The 14,030-nt window shown below is 68.1% G+C and carries 19 protein-coding genes and 1 pseudogene; 12 read left to right on the forward strand and 8 right to left on the reverse strand.

Annotated features, from left to right (window positions below; translation table 11 throughout):
* Positions 1 to 410 precede the first annotated feature (410 nt).
* Positions 411 to 1,436: a hypothetical protein gene (locus FH608_RS50490; RefSeq protein ID WP_139638355.1), complete on the forward strand. Its 1,026-nt coding sequence runs from the start codon at positions 411 to 413 to the stop codon at positions 1,434 to 1,436.
* An 84-nt stretch (positions 1,437 to 1,520) separates the two neighbouring features.
* Positions 1,521 to 1,673, forward strand: a complete 153-nt coding sequence (locus tag FH608_RS52335) for a hypothetical protein (protein WP_193319103.1) — start codon at positions 1,521 to 1,523, stop codon at positions 1,671 to 1,673.
* A gap of 13 nt (positions 1,674 to 1,686) precedes the next feature.
* On the opposite strand, the gene FH608_RS52340 is transcribed toward FH608_RS52335, so the two are convergent.
* Both FH608_RS52340 and FH608_RS50500 read right to left on the reverse strand, forming a co-directional pair.
* Positions 1,687 to 1,851 (reverse strand): hypothetical protein, encoded by a 165-nt coding sequence (locus tag FH608_RS52340; protein ID WP_226900718.1) that lies wholly within the window; start codon positions 1,849 to 1,851, stop codon positions 1,687 to 1,689.
* Between the two features lie 100 nt (positions 1,852 to 1,951).
* Entirely contained in the window at positions 1,952 to 2,191 is a 240-nt protein-coding gene (locus tag FH608_RS50500; RefSeq protein ID WP_139638356.1) for a hypothetical protein, read from the reverse strand.
* 86 nt (positions 2,192 to 2,277) lie between these two features.
* Here FH608_RS50500 and FH608_RS50505 point away from each other — a divergent pair, with 86 nt between their 5' ends.
* The 3 genes from FH608_RS50505 (at position 2,278) to FH608_RS50515 (ending at position 3,951) form a co-directional block, all read left to right on the forward strand.
* Complete coding sequence (locus tag FH608_RS50505; RefSeq protein ID WP_139638357.1) at positions 2,278 to 2,724, forward strand: SbtR family transcriptional regulator; 447 nt, start codon at positions 2,278 to 2,280, stop codon at positions 2,722 to 2,724.
* Positions 2,697 to 3,314 carry a PadR family transcriptional regulator gene (locus FH608_RS50510; RefSeq protein ID WP_139638358.1) on the forward strand — a complete coding sequence of 206 codons (618 nt, stop codon included), beginning with the start codon at positions 2,697 to 2,699 and terminating at the stop codon, positions 3,312 to 3,314. Before FH608_RS50505 ends, FH608_RS50510 begins: the two co-directional genes overlap by 28 nt.
* 157 nt (positions 3,315 to 3,471) lie before the next feature.
* A complete protein-coding gene (locus tag FH608_RS50515) occupies positions 3,472 to 3,951 on the forward strand; it encodes a hypothetical protein (protein ID WP_139638359.1) in 480 nt (159 codons plus the stop codon).
* A gap of 431 nt (positions 3,952 to 4,382) precedes the next feature.
* On the opposite strand, the gene FH608_RS50520 is transcribed toward FH608_RS50515, so the two are convergent.
* The gene (locus tag FH608_RS50520; protein WP_139638361.1) at positions 4,383 to 4,790 is read right to left on the reverse strand and encodes a nucleotidyltransferase domain-containing protein; all 408 of its coding nucleotides are present in this window, start codon (positions 4,788 to 4,790) and stop codon (positions 4,383 to 4,385) included.
* A 30-nt stretch (positions 4,791 to 4,820) separates the two neighbouring features.
* Here FH608_RS50520 and FH608_RS50525 point away from each other — a divergent pair, with 30 nt between their 5' ends.
* The 4 genes from FH608_RS50525 (at position 4,821) to FH608_RS50540 (ending at position 6,617) form a co-directional block, all read left to right on the forward strand.
* Complete coding sequence (locus FH608_RS50525) at positions 4,821 to 5,360, forward strand: DinB family protein (protein WP_139638385.1); 540 nt, start codon at positions 4,821 to 4,823, stop codon at positions 5,358 to 5,360.
* Positions 5,361 to 5,435: 75 nt separating this feature from the next.
* A complete protein-coding gene (locus tag FH608_RS50530) occupies positions 5,436 to 5,909 on the forward strand; it encodes a DUF72 domain-containing protein (RefSeq protein ID WP_394367754.1) in 474 nt (157 codons plus the stop codon).
* A 148-nt stretch (positions 5,910 to 6,057) separates the two neighbouring features.
* Positions 6,058 to 6,378, forward strand: coding sequence for a transposase (locus FH608_RS50535; RefSeq protein ID WP_394367756.1), 321 nt, complete (start codon positions 6,058 to 6,060; stop codon positions 6,376 to 6,378).
* A complete protein-coding gene (locus FH608_RS50540) occupies positions 6,375 to 6,617 on the forward strand; it encodes an integrase core domain-containing protein (RefSeq protein ID WP_394367755.1) in 243 nt (80 codons plus the stop codon). The genes FH608_RS50535 and FH608_RS50540 overlap by 4 nt, the downstream gene beginning before the upstream one ends.
* Positions 6,618 to 6,795: 178 nt before the next feature.
* On the opposite strand, the gene FH608_RS50545 is transcribed toward FH608_RS50540, so the two are convergent.
* The gene (locus tag FH608_RS50545; protein ID WP_139638363.1) at positions 6,796 to 7,977 is read right to left on the reverse strand and encodes a hypothetical protein; all 1,182 of its coding nucleotides are present in this window, start codon (positions 7,975 to 7,977) and stop codon (positions 6,796 to 6,798) included.
* A 275-nt stretch (positions 7,978 to 8,252) separates the two neighbouring features.
* On the opposite strand from FH608_RS50545, the pseudogene FH608_RS50550 reads away from it, so the two are divergent.
* Positions 8,253 to 8,387, forward strand: a pseudogene (locus FH608_RS50550) (ATP-binding protein); the annotation flags it as partial.
* A 175-nt stretch (positions 8,388 to 8,562) separates the two neighbouring features.
* Here the strand turns inward: FH608_RS50550 and FH608_RS50555 are convergent.
* The 3 genes from FH608_RS50555 to FH608_RS50565 all read right to left on the reverse strand — a co-directional run bounded on the left by FH608_RS50555 (position 8,563) and on the right by FH608_RS50565 (position 10,451).
* Positions 8,563 to 9,180 (reverse strand): DUF6461 domain-containing protein, encoded by a 618-nt coding sequence (locus FH608_RS50555; protein ID WP_139638364.1) that lies wholly within the window; start codon positions 9,178 to 9,180, stop codon positions 8,563 to 8,565.
* A gap of 80 nt (positions 9,181 to 9,260) precedes the next feature.
* Positions 9,261 to 9,593 carry a hypothetical protein gene (locus FH608_RS50560; protein ID WP_139638365.1) on the reverse strand — a complete coding sequence of 111 codons (333 nt, stop codon included), beginning with the start codon at positions 9,591 to 9,593 and terminating at the stop codon, positions 9,261 to 9,263.
* Between the two features lie 339 nt (positions 9,594 to 9,932).
* Positions 9,933 to 10,451 carry a MarR family winged helix-turn-helix transcriptional regulator gene (locus tag FH608_RS50565; RefSeq protein WP_226900720.1) on the reverse strand — a complete coding sequence of 173 codons (519 nt, stop codon included), beginning with the start codon at positions 10,449 to 10,451 and terminating at the stop codon, positions 9,933 to 9,935.
* A gap of 245 nt (positions 10,452 to 10,696) precedes the next feature.
* Here FH608_RS50565 and FH608_RS50570 point away from each other — a divergent pair, with 245 nt between their 5' ends.
* On the forward strand, positions 10,697 to 12,550 hold the full coding sequence (locus FH608_RS50570) for an extracellular catalytic domain type 1 short-chain-length polyhydroxyalkanoate depolymerase (protein WP_139638367.1): 1,854 nt from the start codon (positions 10,697 to 10,699) through the stop codon (positions 12,548 to 12,550).
* Positions 12,551 to 12,619: 69 nt separating this feature from the next.
* Here FH608_RS50570 and FH608_RS50575 read toward each other — a convergent pair whose 3' ends face one another.
* The gene (locus tag FH608_RS50575) at positions 12,620 to 13,348 is read right to left on the reverse strand and encodes a maleylpyruvate isomerase family mycothiol-dependent enzyme (protein WP_193319105.1); all 729 of its coding nucleotides are present in this window, start codon (positions 13,346 to 13,348) and stop codon (positions 12,620 to 12,622) included.
* A 165-nt stretch (positions 13,349 to 13,513) separates the two neighbouring features.
* On the opposite strand from FH608_RS50575, the gene FH608_RS54680 reads away from it, so the two are divergent.
* Entirely contained in the window at positions 13,514 to 13,717 is a 204-nt protein-coding gene (locus FH608_RS54680; RefSeq protein WP_226900723.1) for a lantibiotic dehydratase, read from the forward strand.
* Positions 13,718 to 14,030: the final 313 nt, after the last annotated feature.

Raw genomic sequence — 14,030 nt, forward strand, 5'->3', positions numbered from 1 at the left:
ATCAACCTGCTCAAAGGCAACCGCGGCATGGCGACCCGTTACGACAAGCTCGCCGTACGCTACGAAGCCGTCGTCATCATCGCTGCGATCAACCAGTGGCTCAACGCCTTATGAAACACGACCTAGCCGGGCCGCCGGCACCGGACCACCGATCGCTGAGCGGAGCGGGAACCGAGCGTCGCCAGGCTCAGCGAGAACGAGTTCACCGCACCGTCCCGGCCGATGTTACGGCCGCCGAGCCTGGTCGTCCGGCGCCGGCGCGCATGCCCCGCTCGCCCGGCCGTGCCCCCCATCCCCCTCTGGTGGGCGGGCGCGCGGACTTGTGGCGCTGTTTCGATGACATATCCGGTCCGGGCCTATTACGGTGTCGTGCTGAGCCGGACACGCCTTGTAACCCCCGGAGACGCCACATGCGCATCGCAGCCGCGATCCTCACCTTCCTGCTCGGTCTCACCCTCCTACCCGCCGGATCGGCATCCGCCGCCACGGCGCTGCCGGGCGGCAAGGCCACGTTCGTGGTCTCACAGGGCCATCTGAAGGCCGCCTCCCAGCAGAACTGGATCCGCCTGGGCAACTACAGCTTCGCGAAGAACGGCACTGTGACCGCCGGCTTCTACCTGTGGTGGCAGCGGAACCCGAAGGCCAGGCAGCGCACCGGCACGACGCCCGACCCGAGCTGCACCACCAAGGCCGGCGGCAAGGCCACCCGGGTGCGCGCCTGCCAGGTGCTCACCGCCGGCGGCTTCACCGGCGCCCCGAGCGAGCGGCGCACCGGGACGTACGCGGTGGCGGGCGACGTGCTCACCATCAAGTGGAAGATCGCCCAGACCTGGACCGAGCAGTGGTACGTCCGCAAGTCGCCCGACGGCAAGCTGGCCCGCCTCGACCTCAAGCGCAGCACGCTCGCCACGCACGGCTACGGCTACGGCAGCAACGCCTCCTACGGCACCCGCCGCGCGATGAGCTCGGTGCGGGCGTTCCCCCGCGCGCTCAGGCAGGACCTGACGAGCTGGGCGGGCGGCAAGCTGGTCAGGTCGGCCAACCAGCCGTTCGGTCTCTCCTCGTTCCGGCAGTGCTCCGGCACCACCTCGTGCCTGACCTACCTGCAGCCCTCATCGAACAGCGCATGCCAGAAGGAAGGCGGCTGCCCGAAGTACGGCGGCGGGACGCGCGCCAACATCAGCTCCATCCAGTACTACCTGACGATGATCTCCAAGACCGACCGCCGCGACACTCTGTGGCACTGGTGCACCTGCCTGGCGATGGAGCGGGGCGAGTTCTGCTACACCGGCAACTCGCACGTCAAGCCACTCATGCAGATCGTCGACGACTCGGGGGCGTTCCGCGGCTGGGTCGGTGCGGAGGCGTCCTTCTCGACGGACGGCTCCCGCGCCAAGGACATGCTGGCGGTGCTGCGCATCACCGACTTCCGCTGACGGGCGTGGCGTCGAAGGTGGCCGTCGAGGCGATGACGCTCATCCTCGCCCGCGAGCAGGCGGCCGGCGTTCTAGGCTGACCGGATGAAGTACCTGCTGTTGGTCGGCGGGGACGAGGAGTCCTACCAGGCGATGCTGGCCGATCCCGGCTTCCTGCCCGACTGCAAGGCGTGGGCCGCGGCGCGCGGCGACGGGCTGGTCGCGACCGGCGGCCTCGAACCTGCGGGTGCCGATTAATCATCCGGCCAGGTCAAGCCACGTGTCGCTCCCGTTCTGGAGAGGGGTCGATGCCGTGGGCTTTGAGGATCTCCCAGACCGTGGAGGCGGCGACCTTGATGCCGAGTGCGGCCAGTTCTCCGTGGATACGCCGGTAGCCCCACGAGGAGTTCTCCCGGGCCGGCCGCAGCACCAGCACGCGGATGGGTCGGACGGTGCGCGGGCGCCCTGGCCGCCGATGAGCGCTGGCTGCGGCGTGCCGACGCCGCAGCAGATCACGACGCCAACGCAGGATCGTGTCAGGGCGGACCAGCAACATGACGGTACCGCCGCGCGCCCATCGGCAGACACGTGAACAGCCCCGCGAGGAGGAACCGATCCTCCCGAGTGAAGGCGGGCTTATTCACCTTCCGTCGCAGCACCGTCAGCTGATGCCGGAGCACCAAGATTTCGATGTCCTTGGCGCGATCGCCGATGGACAGCAGCCGCAGGAAGGAGAAGACGGTCGTCACCATGAGATAGGCCAAGCGCAGCAACACGACTGATCATCATGCCGCTATCGGCCGCACCGCTCGAGACGCTCACCCGAACAGACGCGTCGCCCGCCATACCATGACCTGCACGGATGAATATTCGGCACCCGCACGACGCCTGCGCCGAGGCCGCCCGCGCCTTCTCGGCCCAGGAGGAGCCGGTCGAGGCCCTGTCTCGCTGGCTGCGGCACTTCGCCCGGTTCCTCGCGGCCAAACGAGGACTCAAGACCGCCCTGCACTCCGGCGACCCCGCCTACGAAGGGCTACCCGAGTACTTCCAGCAGCGCTTCGTGCCCGTCGTGGCGGAACTGCTGGACGCCGCCGCCGCGTCCGGCGGCATCCGCTCGGACGTGGCCCCGTACGACGTGCTGCGAGCCGTGGCCGTCATCGTCGCGCCGGACGATGACGGCTACACCCAGCGCCTGCTCACCCTGCTCATCGACGGCCTACGCCATCGAGGCGGATCACGTATAGTGCGGGTGACACTAATGCGCGTGGCAAGGGTGGGAGCATGGCATCGGTCGATCTGGTCGGGCTGACCGTTCTGGCGCTGCTGTCCGAGAAGGAGCGGCATCCGTACGAGATGCAGACGCTCATCCGGCAGCGGCGCAAGGACTACGCGGCCGGGTCGCCGCGCAGCCTGTACCGCGCGGTCGAGCGGCTGGAACGGGCCGGGATGATCGAGAAGGCGGAGACCGCTCGGGCCGGGAACCGGCCCGAGCGCACCGCCTACCGGATCACGCCGGAGGGGTTCGAGAGCCTTCAAGACCGGCTCGGCGAGCTGGTCTCGGTGCCGCTGCCCGAGCACCCGGCGTTCACGGCCGCGGTCGGGCTGCTCGCCCGGCTTCCCGCCGAGGTGGCGGGCGCCGCGCTGCGCACCCGTACGGTGCTGCTGGAGGGGCAGATCGCCGAGATGGAGGCGCAGCGGACGGGGCTGGAACGCCACCTGCACCGGCTGCTGCTGCTGGAGCTGGAATACCTGCTGGAGTTGCGCCGCGCCGAGCTGGCCTGGGTGCGCCGGCTGGCCGACGACATCGCCACGGGCGCGCTGGCCTGGGACGCCGACGCCGTACGCGTCGATCCCGACCTCCTGATCCGGTCGCGGAAGGAGGGGCCCGCGATGAGCTGAAGAAGGCCCCGGCCGCGTGCGCCAACACGCCTGCCGGGGCCCGACCCGAGCCGGCCCTCGCATGCGCGCGAACCGTTGCCTCAGATACTCACCTCAAGGCTACCGGCGAGTTCCAGCGAGGGCGTTCCATCAACCCCCTCCCGAGAGGAGCTCCGCCATGTCCGTACAGACGTCACGCCTCACCCGCGAACCCACCGCCTGGACCAGGCCACTGCAACTGATCGTCGCGGTGGGCTCGGTCCTGACCACCATCGGCACCGCCATCGTGCTCGGATACGTCACGCCCGAGGCCATCGCCTGGGCCTTCCCCGGCCGGACCATCGACGAACTCGCCGGCGGCCTGACCGGATTCCACGTCTCCGGGGTGATCTTCCTGATCGCCAACACCGTCGGCATCCTCGCCCTGTGGAACAAGGCGTGGGTCTTCTACTTCGTGCTGGTCTTGGATCTCGCCCAGGGCATCGGCTTCCTCACCTTCGACCGCGAAGCGGCGGGCCTGCGGGGGCTGGGCGTCTTCGCCTCCGTCCTCACCGACGGGGGCGGCGGGCTGCTGGGCCTGGTGATGCTCGGCTTCCTGCTCCGCTACCGGACCGCGTGGGCCTGGGCGCCGCGCGGAGCGGCATTGAGAAGTCACTGAGAAATCGTTGAGAGCCCCGGAGCAGGCTGTGCCGGAAAGGGTACGTCTGCCGAAAGTGAGGGCTCATGCGCGCGTTCAACGAACTCTGCGATCGCGTGGTGGCGCGGCTCGTCCCCCAGATCAAGGCGGCAGCCGGCTGTCCCAGCTACTGCTTCTGGCAGTACCGGGACTCTCCCCAGCAGTGCTACAAGCAGCGCTGCTGCCAGTCGGGCAACTGCTCGGTCACCTGTAGCGGCGGCTGGGTCCGTTGCTGACGAGCGCGGGAGACAGCAGATTCCCCACGGGCCGGCCGGGGCCGTTCTTGAAACGGCTGGACTGAAGTTGACGGGATCCCGTCTGATCATCGAGATCAGGCGGGATCTTGTCGTTTCATGTCCTGTCGCAGCGAAGACTGAGCATTCTCATCGAAGGTTGATCACGACTACGGTGTCTCACCGAAGGCTGAGTGACTGCTGGGCTCGCGTTCCAGGAGAGACGGCGGGGGAACCGGCACGTGCGTACGGCGATCCCACGCTCAGCGCCTTTGACCTGGAGTTCTCCGATGGCGAGCGACGACTGCGGACCCGGTCAGGCCATGGCTGGAGTACCCGGTTCGAGCAAGTGCCGCCGGTGCGGGGGTTCCGGTGGGCCAAGGGCAGCCGGTCGGCGCTCAGCCGCTCGGCGACGGCCGAGCGCTGCTCTGCCGTCATCGGGTCCTGGCAGACGACGGGGAGGTCGACGTCACTGCGTTGCGGGTTGAAGCCCCCGAGCACCGCAGAACCGTGCAGATACACGCCCACGAGGCGTGGGCCGAATATCTCCGACATCACCGATGCGACATCCCCGGCATAGCGCTCCATGATCCGGACTATAGGGTGCAACAGGTGGACATGACCGATCCCGCCACCCGGGACATCCTCGCCAGCTTCGAACGCGCGCGATCCATGCTGTTCAGGCGCCTTGAGGGCCTGACCGACGCCGAGTACCACTGGGAGCCGGTCAGCGACTGCGTCGGCCTGCGCCCCGGCGACGACGGCGTCTTCCGCGTCGACGCGGTCTTTCCGGAGTCGAGCCCGGATGCGCCGGACCCCGTCACCACGATCGCCTGGCGCGTCTGGCACATCGGCAACCTCTGCCTGCGCGGCTACGTGATCCACCTCTTCGACGACGCCCCCGAGTTCGGCGAGCGCGACGAGTGGCCGGGCACCGCGAAAGAGGGCATCGAGGCGCTCGCCGAGGACTGGGAGCACTTCACCTCCCGCATCGCCGCCCTCGGCGACCAGCGTCTGCTGGCTCCGATCGGCATGGGTCCAGGCGGTTGGGCCGATGAGACCTACCTGAAGCTCGCGCTGCACGCCCTGGTCGAGGTCTCGCATCACGGCGGCGAGATCGGCCTGCTGCGCGACCTGTACATACGCCAAGGCGTCTGACAGGGCCTCATCGGGGCAGTGCACACCGCCACGGGCAGGGTTCTGGTGGGAACGGCGTCGTGAACGGATCGGTCGTTGCTGGAGTCTGGCTGGTATCCACCGACGGCCACCACGCCAGAAGAGCGCCTCGACCACTACGCGGCGAACTTCCCGCTGGTCGAGGTCGACGCCACCTACTACCACCCGCCCGCGCTGCGAACCGCCGAACTGTGGCGCGACCGCACGCCCGACGACTTCACCTTCAACATCAAGGCCTTCTCGCTGCTCACCCAGCATCCGACCCGCGTGCGATCGCTCGACAAAGACCTGCGCGCCCGCCTGCGCACTGCCAAGAGCAAGGTCTACCTGCGCGACGTCGGGACCGAGATCGAGGAGGAGGTCTGGCAGCGGTTCCTGTCCGCGCTGCGGCCGCTGCACCAGGCGCGCAAGCTCGGCGCGATCCTCTTCCAGTTCCCGCCGTGGTTCCCCGCCAGGCGTCGAGGATGCGCCTTCCGGTTACGTTCCCGGCAAGCTCCAGCATCGCGGGACGCTCGTAGTACGCATTTGTGAGGCTGGTCTCGTTCTCGGTCGTGTACCCCTCGGCCATCCTGTCGTAGTCGTTGAATCGGGGCGAAGATGCGGTGGGCCTTCACCCTGAAGTGTGGACACCTTGAGTACCGGATGATGGAGATCCGGAGATAAGGAGTTCCACGTGGCGATGAAGTCGTATCCGCCGGAGTTCAAGGCGGACGCCGTCGCGTTGTACCTGTCTGATCCGGCGCGGACGTACGCGTCGGTGGCCCGGGACTTGGGCATCAACCGCGAGACGCTGCGCCTGTGGGTGAAGGAGGCACGCGCGAACGGCACGGCCGGGGCCAAGGCGGCCCCGGCGAAGCGGCCGACGGCTTGCCCGCTATCGTCCGACGACGTGCTGGAAAAGGAGAATAAGCAGCTCAAAGCCCGGATTCGGGAGCTGGAGCTGGAGCGCGACATCCTGCGCCGGGCGGCAAAATATTTCACCGGCGAGACGAACTGGTGAGCCGCTTCGAGTTCGTCGACGACCATCGGAGCGCCTTCGGCGTCAAGCGGCTGTGCCGGACCTCGAAACGCGAGACGCTGCAGGGCGCCAAGCGCTGGTCCTCTGCGCGTGAGGCCCGCCTGGCCGTATTCAAGTGGATCACCCGCTACAACACCCGAAGGAGACATTCCGCCCTCGGCTACCTCAGCCCGAATGACTACGAGCAGCGAACCGTAGATAGGGTGCTGCTCGCCGCATAACGACCGGTGTCCACACTTCGGGGCGAGCCCCCGGCAGAAGGCCTCGCACGGCACCCCGCACTTGGGTGGTGAGCGTGGAGCGGGTTTGTCTGGGGGCGCACACCCGGACATCGGGCAGCGCATTGGCGGCCGTGTCCGGGTAGGTAATCAGGGCCAACCTATGGCGGCACCTGGGACGTCAGCCGCGCAACCTCTCTACGTCGATCACCCGTGCGGCCTCCGCCTGCGTCGCCGCACGGACCTCCACGAAGTCGTTCTCCTTGCGCAAGATGGTGACGATCCCCGTGAACAGTGTGTTCTGGCGGATGCGGTCGCGGGCGATCACTTCCCTGTCGACCGACAACACGTCGGCGTGGCCGTTCTCCTCGGATCCCCATACCCATGCGCGCCCGCTGAAGCCCGGCTCGGCCCCGAAGAACGGTGTGCGCACACTGGATGCCTTCAACACCAGCGTGGGCGAACCATCCGGGTTCAGCTCCCGGCCTATGCGCCGGTCCACGCGCAACTGCGCCGCGTAGTCCTCCAGCATCGATCGCGACCAGGACCACACGTTCTGCGGCAGGTTGCCCAGCACGTCGTACAGCAGGTCGCCCAGCACCTCGTGGACCAGTTGCGCGTCATCGTCCACATCGACGGACGAGACCGTCATACGTCCCCCGGCCGTCTCCGAAGAGCTGTCGGCTTTCGCCAGGTGGCGTACCGTCGCACGCTCGGGCCCCGGTGGGTTGAAGCGCATCACCACGGTGGCGGTGTCGGGCTGCGGGTGCGGGCGCAGCGCTGCCCAGGCCTGCGGCCGTGGAGGTGCCGTGCCGGATTCGAGTGCGAGAATCTCGCGCATCCTGGCCATGTACCCGCTGTCGTCTTCCCCGCGCAGAGCGGGTCCGGCGACGTCGGCCACCGGCCAGAACCGCAGCAGCCAGCGTTCCTCGACGGCTACGGTGTCGCCGGGATCCCAGGAGGCCGGCTCGCTGTGCACCGAACCGGTGTAGGCGCTCAGCCAGTAGGCGAAACAAGGCGGTCCCAGAAGAAGCTTTTGTCCCGTGGGGCTGTATCCCATGCCGCTGACGGCCACGATGCCGCCCGGGCTCCAATACAGAACCCGTCCCGCCTCTGCCCATGGCTGGCCGGGTTCATCCTCGGGCTCGGCGTCCCATGCCTCCAATTGGACAGCGGCCAGCCGCGCGCTGGCCGGGCTTACCAACTCGAGAGCACCCAGTGAAATGCCCTCGGGCTCGGCAAGCAGCGCACCATGCTCGGTCTCTTGCATGACATCTCGGCCATGACCGGGTACGTCGTACAGGCCAAATCTCCCGTACGAGATAGGCGCCTCGTCGTAGACGCTGCGGATCAACTCAGCCACTACGGTCTCCTCCGTCCAGTCGCAGGTGGCAACCTTAGCGATCACGAACGACAGTTCCGCCGGTCCCATCAGGGCAGCCCAACGGAGCCCCATATCGAGCAGATGTGGCGCTGTTCTCGCTGGGGTGCACGCGCTCTTACATCGAGACCGCGCTCAGTCCGCGACTATGCCGAGCCCTACCGCGCCAACTTCAAGAAGACCCCATCTTCGTCATACAGGCGAAAATCCGCGACCACGCTTCTCGGCATAGCCGCGATGTCGGCATAGGTCGATGTATGCGGATATCCGCATACATCGATGAGCTCGGCTACATGGAGCTTGATCGGCACGGAGCCGAACTGCTGTTCCAGGTTCTCACCGAAAGAGAGGAGACCAGCAGCGTCGCGATTGCCTCAAATGAGTCGTTTTCGAAAGCGCACATGTTCGCCCGAACGTGTGTCAGGTGAGGCCGAAACTGCACGGGTTCAGCCCTGCAAGGAAGTCTGCGGATAAGGCGGTCAGCTGTTCTCCCACCTCCAGCAGGTCACGATGGACGTGTCCCAGGACGGCCAGCCAACGGTGCGCTCCTGCCCGGGGCGCGAGCCGTCAGCAGGTGGGTCTGATGCGTGAGTGCTGTGCCAGGAACCAGTCGGTGGCGATGTCGGTTTCCGTGAAGCGTCCGATCAGCGCCAAGGCCGAGCTGATGCTCTCTGGATCCTCCACGGGATTGTCGAGGACGTCGTCGTCGCTGATCTGGAAGCGCAGTCCGTTCATCAGGTGATCGAGTGCGTGCGGGTCGTCGCCGGACCGCATCCGGCTCTCGGGTGAGAGCGGGTCGAAGGAGACGACCGTGCGCCCGTCGCGGGCGTAATCGAAGTAGGCGTTGTAGTTGATGTCCATGTGGAGGCCGAGGGCCTGACGGCCACCTTCGGTGACGGAGCGCAGGAACTCGCCGTGGCCGTGCGCCGGCACGATGCCGATCCAGCCGTTGACCTCGGCGACCCAGCGGGATTCGTCGTCGATGGCGTGGTCGAGGATCTCGCTCAGGTAGCACGGGGTCCGGGTGGCGAGGTCCAGGTGGAAGGTTCCGGCGAGGGCGTCGAGGTCCGCGCCCTTGATCCACATGGCGCTGAATCCCAGCGCCCACAGGCTCATCTCGGCATCGAGCCCCTCGGTGAAGATGGTCGAGACCAGAAGGTCGTGCAGGTAGGTCGGTGACTGCATGGCCGCCTCTCGAAGGAGTGGTATCCCGCGGGACGCCCCCGCGCTGCGTGTCCGGACCGCGTCCGGAGACCACATCGTGATCATCTGGGTCGCAGCAAGGACACGCCCCAACCGGGCCGGTCAGCCGAGCTTGGTGCGGGCAGGCGATCGGGATCGACATGATCGGCGAGATAGATCATGACAGCTTCGGGATGCATCCCGAAGGCTGCGGCGACGAATTTCGCGTCCATGGTCTGGACCAGGTACATCAGACGAGTGGAGCGGAGCGTCCACGGTGAGCTTCCGGCCGGGTCCAGGACATGGCTGACATAGGCGGCGGAGGCCGGGCTCCGGGCCGCTTCGGTGCCCTTGGCGACCATCAGATGCGGGTTGCTGGTGCGCTGGGTCCCGCGGAGCGCCAGCAACCACTGCATGGTGCTCCAGTTGACTGGATCCAGGGGCACAGGATGGGGGCGTTGCCCGAGACGGATGGCGCGGGCGGCAGGATCGCTGTCTCCAGGCGCAAGTCGCGAACCTCGCTGCTGGAGGCGCCATGCAACAGGGCGAGGATACCCAGCAGAGCCTCGTGCGGGTGGACAGCCGGGTCGGTGATCCACCTCTGGAAGAGGCGCCGGTGATGGTCCAGGGTGACAGTCTTGCTGATCACGGCAGTCGTGAGGAGCCGGTGTAGGAGTCCCGGTTCGATCGCTTCTGTGGCTGGTCGAGCCCGGCGCCGACTGCGGTTTGTGGTCCGTGGCCGGCCACGGACCACACTATGGCCGGGGCTTCGGCCGTGACTTCTGCGAGGGAAGGACGGGGGTCAAGGTCCGTGTGTCCGGGTGGAGGGCTCGGGCGCACAGCGTGAGCGTTTGCGCGAGTGTCGTGCGGTCCAGGTCGTCGATCTCGGCGAGCATGACGGCTTCGATGCTGTCGAGGGAGCGGTCGCATCGACGGAGAGTCCTCAGACCTTTCGGGGTGAGGCGGGTGCGCAGGGCGCGGCCCCCACGGGGATGCGGGTCGCGGCGGATCAGGCCGCGTTGTTCGAGATCGCGGATGACCAGGTTCATCGCCTGCGGGGTGACGAAGGCGATGCGGGCCAGGTCGGCCGAGGATGGGGCGTCGCGCAGGCGCAGCTCGCTGAGCGCCATGTATTCGGTGGTCGTCAAGCCGTGCCGGGCGAGCGCTTCATCCAGGCAGGCGCGGATGCGGCGTTCCAGCCGGAACACCAGGTAGCTCACACGGGGCGGCGGTGCGTCCGGCGCAGCGGCCTCGGGGACACCCGGATCGGTCACCAGAAGACGATATCGCGCCCCGTCGGAACGGGCCCCGATGTAAGTTTCCCGCCCCTTTATCAAGGAACTTGATAACAAGTTGCTTGATAACCAGGGGAAACGGCTCCCTGCCAGGTGAACCGGCGGGTATGCGCGGCACGCGCGCATTGACGGTGGATCGTGGCCGCTCTATTTTCCAGCGACCGAGGTTGATACGCGGCGGACCGATCCGCGGCGCGCCGCGGAGATGGAGAGGAGGAGCGAAAATGAGACGATTGACCACCGTGCTGGCTGGTGTCTGCGCCGCGGCGCTCTTTGCCGTCCTGACCGTGGCACTCGGATCGCCGGCCGTCGCCGCCACCCTGGTGGAGGTGACCGGCTTCGGCAACAACCCGGGCAACATGCGGATGCACGTCTATGTGCCGGAACCGCGTCCGGCCTCGCCGGCGATCGTGGTCGCGATGCATGGCTGCGGTGGCTCCGGTCCCGGCTTCTACCAGGGCAGTGAGTTCGCCTCGCTGGCGGATCGATACGGCTTCGTCGTCATCTACCCCACCGCCACCCAGTCGGCAGGGTTCGGCAACTGCTTCGACACCTGGTCGGACGCGGCCAAGCAGCGCAACGGCGGCAGCGATCCGGTCTCGATCATCTCAATGATCGACTACGTCGAGCGGACCTACCAGGGAGACCCGAACCGGGTCTACGCCACCGGGAGCTCGTCCGGCGGCATGATGACCCAGCACATGCTCGCCGTCTACCCGGACGTGTTCAAGGCAGGGGCCTCCTTCATGGGCGTGCCCTTCAACTGCTTCGCCGGCGCCTCCGACTACCCGCCCGGGAGCAGCAGGTGCACCGGCGGGAGCATGGACCGGACACCCCAGCAGTGGGGCGACGCCGTCCGCCAGGCGTACCCGGGATTCTCCGGCCCGCGCCCGCGCATGCAGCTGTGGCACGGCACCAGCGACACCCTCGTGCCCTACTCGCTGCTGCGGGAGTCGATCGAGCAGTGGACCAATGTGTTCGGGCTGAGCCAGACCCCGACCAGCACCGACACCCCGCAGGCGAACTGGAGCCGCAGCCGGTACGCCGATCCGTCCGGCACCGTGCAGGTGGAGGCGTACAGCATCCAGGGCGCCGGGCACGTTCTTCCGCAGAGCGGCATGGCCCGCTACGCCATCGAGTTCTTCGGCTTGACCACCAGCCAGACCGACACCACGCCGCCGACCACGCCAGGCACCCCGGTCGCGTCCGACGTGACCGCCACCAGTGCCACGCTGACCTGGACCGCGTCCACCGACCAGGGCGGCTCCGGCCTGGCCGGCTACACCGTCTACCGGGAGCAGGGCACCACGGACCCGCAGCTCGGCCAGTCCGCCACCACCTCGATCAACCTCACCGGGCTGAGTGCCGACACCCAATACCAGGTGTACGTACGGGCGCGTGACGGCGCGGGCAACCTGTCGGGCGACTCCGCGCCCGTCACCTTCACCACGGCCGCCACCGGAGGCGACACCACGGCGCCGACCGCCCCGGCCGGGCTCGCCGCCTCGGGCACCACCGCGACCGGCACCAGCCTGACCTGGACGGCCTCCACGGACGACACCGGTGTGACCGGCTATGAGATCCTGCGCGCTCCCGGTGCGACAGGCGGCACGTTCACCCAGGCCGGCACCTCGGCCACGACCTCGTTCACCGACACGGGCCTGACCGCGAACACCACCTACCGCTACCAGGTCCGGGCGCGCGATGCCGCCGGCAACGTCTCACCGGTCTCCGACACCGTCCAGATCACCACTCAGGCAGGTACGACCGGCGCCTGCTCGGCCACCCCGACCGTGCAGTCCCAGTGGGGGAACGGGTACGTGATCCAGCCGCTGACCATCACCAACACCAGCACCTCGACGATCACCAGCTGGACCGTCACCTTCACCCTGCCGGCCGGGCACACCCTGACCGGCTCGTGGAACGCCACCATCACCACCAGCGGCCAGACCGTCACGGCCAGAAGTGTCAGCCACAACGGCACGCTCGCGCCAGGAGCCAGTACCACGAGCTTCGGCTTCCAGGCGAGCAGGCCCAGCGGCGACACCGCCCTGCCGTCCGGCTACACCTGCGCCTGACCGTCAGCGCGCTTTCCTGATCACGGCGGAACGCTGCATCAATCGGATCAATCCGAACGGGCGGCTGACCTACTGCGTGGCCTCCTTCAGCAGGCCACGCAGTCGTTTCACCAGCTCGGGGTCGCCGTCGAAGGTGAGCGCCGCCCCGTCCCCGCGCCCCCACATCCACAGCAGCACGTCCTGGGACGTACCCGAGATCGACGCCGCTCCCGGGCGATCGTCCCTGGAGACCTCGACGCCCGAGGCGGCCAGGCGGACGAGCCAGCGATCCGGCCCCGCGGCGATCGACACCGCGCGTCCGTCCGCGCCGGCGAGTTCGTCACCGAAGTCCTCCGGCCACTGGCGGGAGGCGAAGGCGAGGAAGGTGACAAGGATCTCGTCGATGCCGTCCACGGCCAGGTCGGTGGGGATCGGCGTGATCGGCTCGCCGGCCGCGAGCTCGGCGTCCACCCGGTGCACCACCGCCTCCAGCGCCATCCTGCGGACCCAGAACCCAACGGTCTGGTCGGGGTCGTACCAGGTGAGCGCCTGCTCCTCCGGCTCCCGGGAGGTGAACTCGCCACGCAGCTCGGCCATGGCTCGGTCCAGATACGCTCCGGGGCCGCTCGGATCAGGCTCCGGCGGCCAGGGCTTCGGCCAGGTGCCGCGGCGCATCGTCTCCACCTTGTGGAGGAAGGTATCGCCGACATGCGTGAGCAGGTTGGCGGTGGTCCACCCTGGACAGTGGGGCACCGATGCGGTGAGGTCACGGGTGGCGGCCTCGCGCATGCGCGCGTAGTCCAACTCCAGTAGGTGCAAGTACCGACTCTGATCCATTCGCCCAGTCAAACATAGGCGCGCGGACGCGGCCCTGCCGCAGGTCCGGGATCGCGTTTCGCTGGCCGGAGGAGTCGGGCGGGACCCGATCAAGGACCATTCCTCATCGGTGAGGTCTCCACGTGCGAAGGCGACGGCCCATCGAGGATCGGAAGTCAAGGCCGCAGACGGGATCCAGCCGATTTCGGCGCGGCGAACCTACTGCCGCACCTGCCTCGGATCCGGCACGGCCGTACCGTGCTCTCTCCTGCCCGATGGATCTTCGCCGCAGGAACCGCTGCCGGTGTGGGAGAAGACCTTGCACGCCTGGCGGGACCGGTGGCGGGTGCCGCCCATGATGGTGCTGCGTAAGGACGGGCAGCCGCTGCCGCTCGACCTGGACAACCGGCTGGACGCGGCTGTGCCGCGCCGCAGTCTGAACCGTGCCGGCCGCGTCGAGCTGCGTAAGGCACCCACCCGGACAGGGCAGTGGATGGGGCGAGCGTGCGAGTTCCTGGTCGCCCTGGCCGCCGCGCCTTCGGCCAGCCGCCTCCCTCCGGCTTCCCGCAGCCGTCCAGCGACCATCCGTGCCGCTCATGCCCGGCGCCGGCGACCTCATCCAGGCGAGGCTGCTCGGCCACCCCGACCGCTACAACGACATCCTCACGGGCCACCTGACCCGTCT

The organism is Nonomuraea phyllanthi (assembly GCF_006334985.2).
Lineage (GTDB): Bacteria > Actinomycetota > Actinomycetes > Streptosporangiales > Streptosporangiaceae > Nonomuraea > Nonomuraea phyllanthi.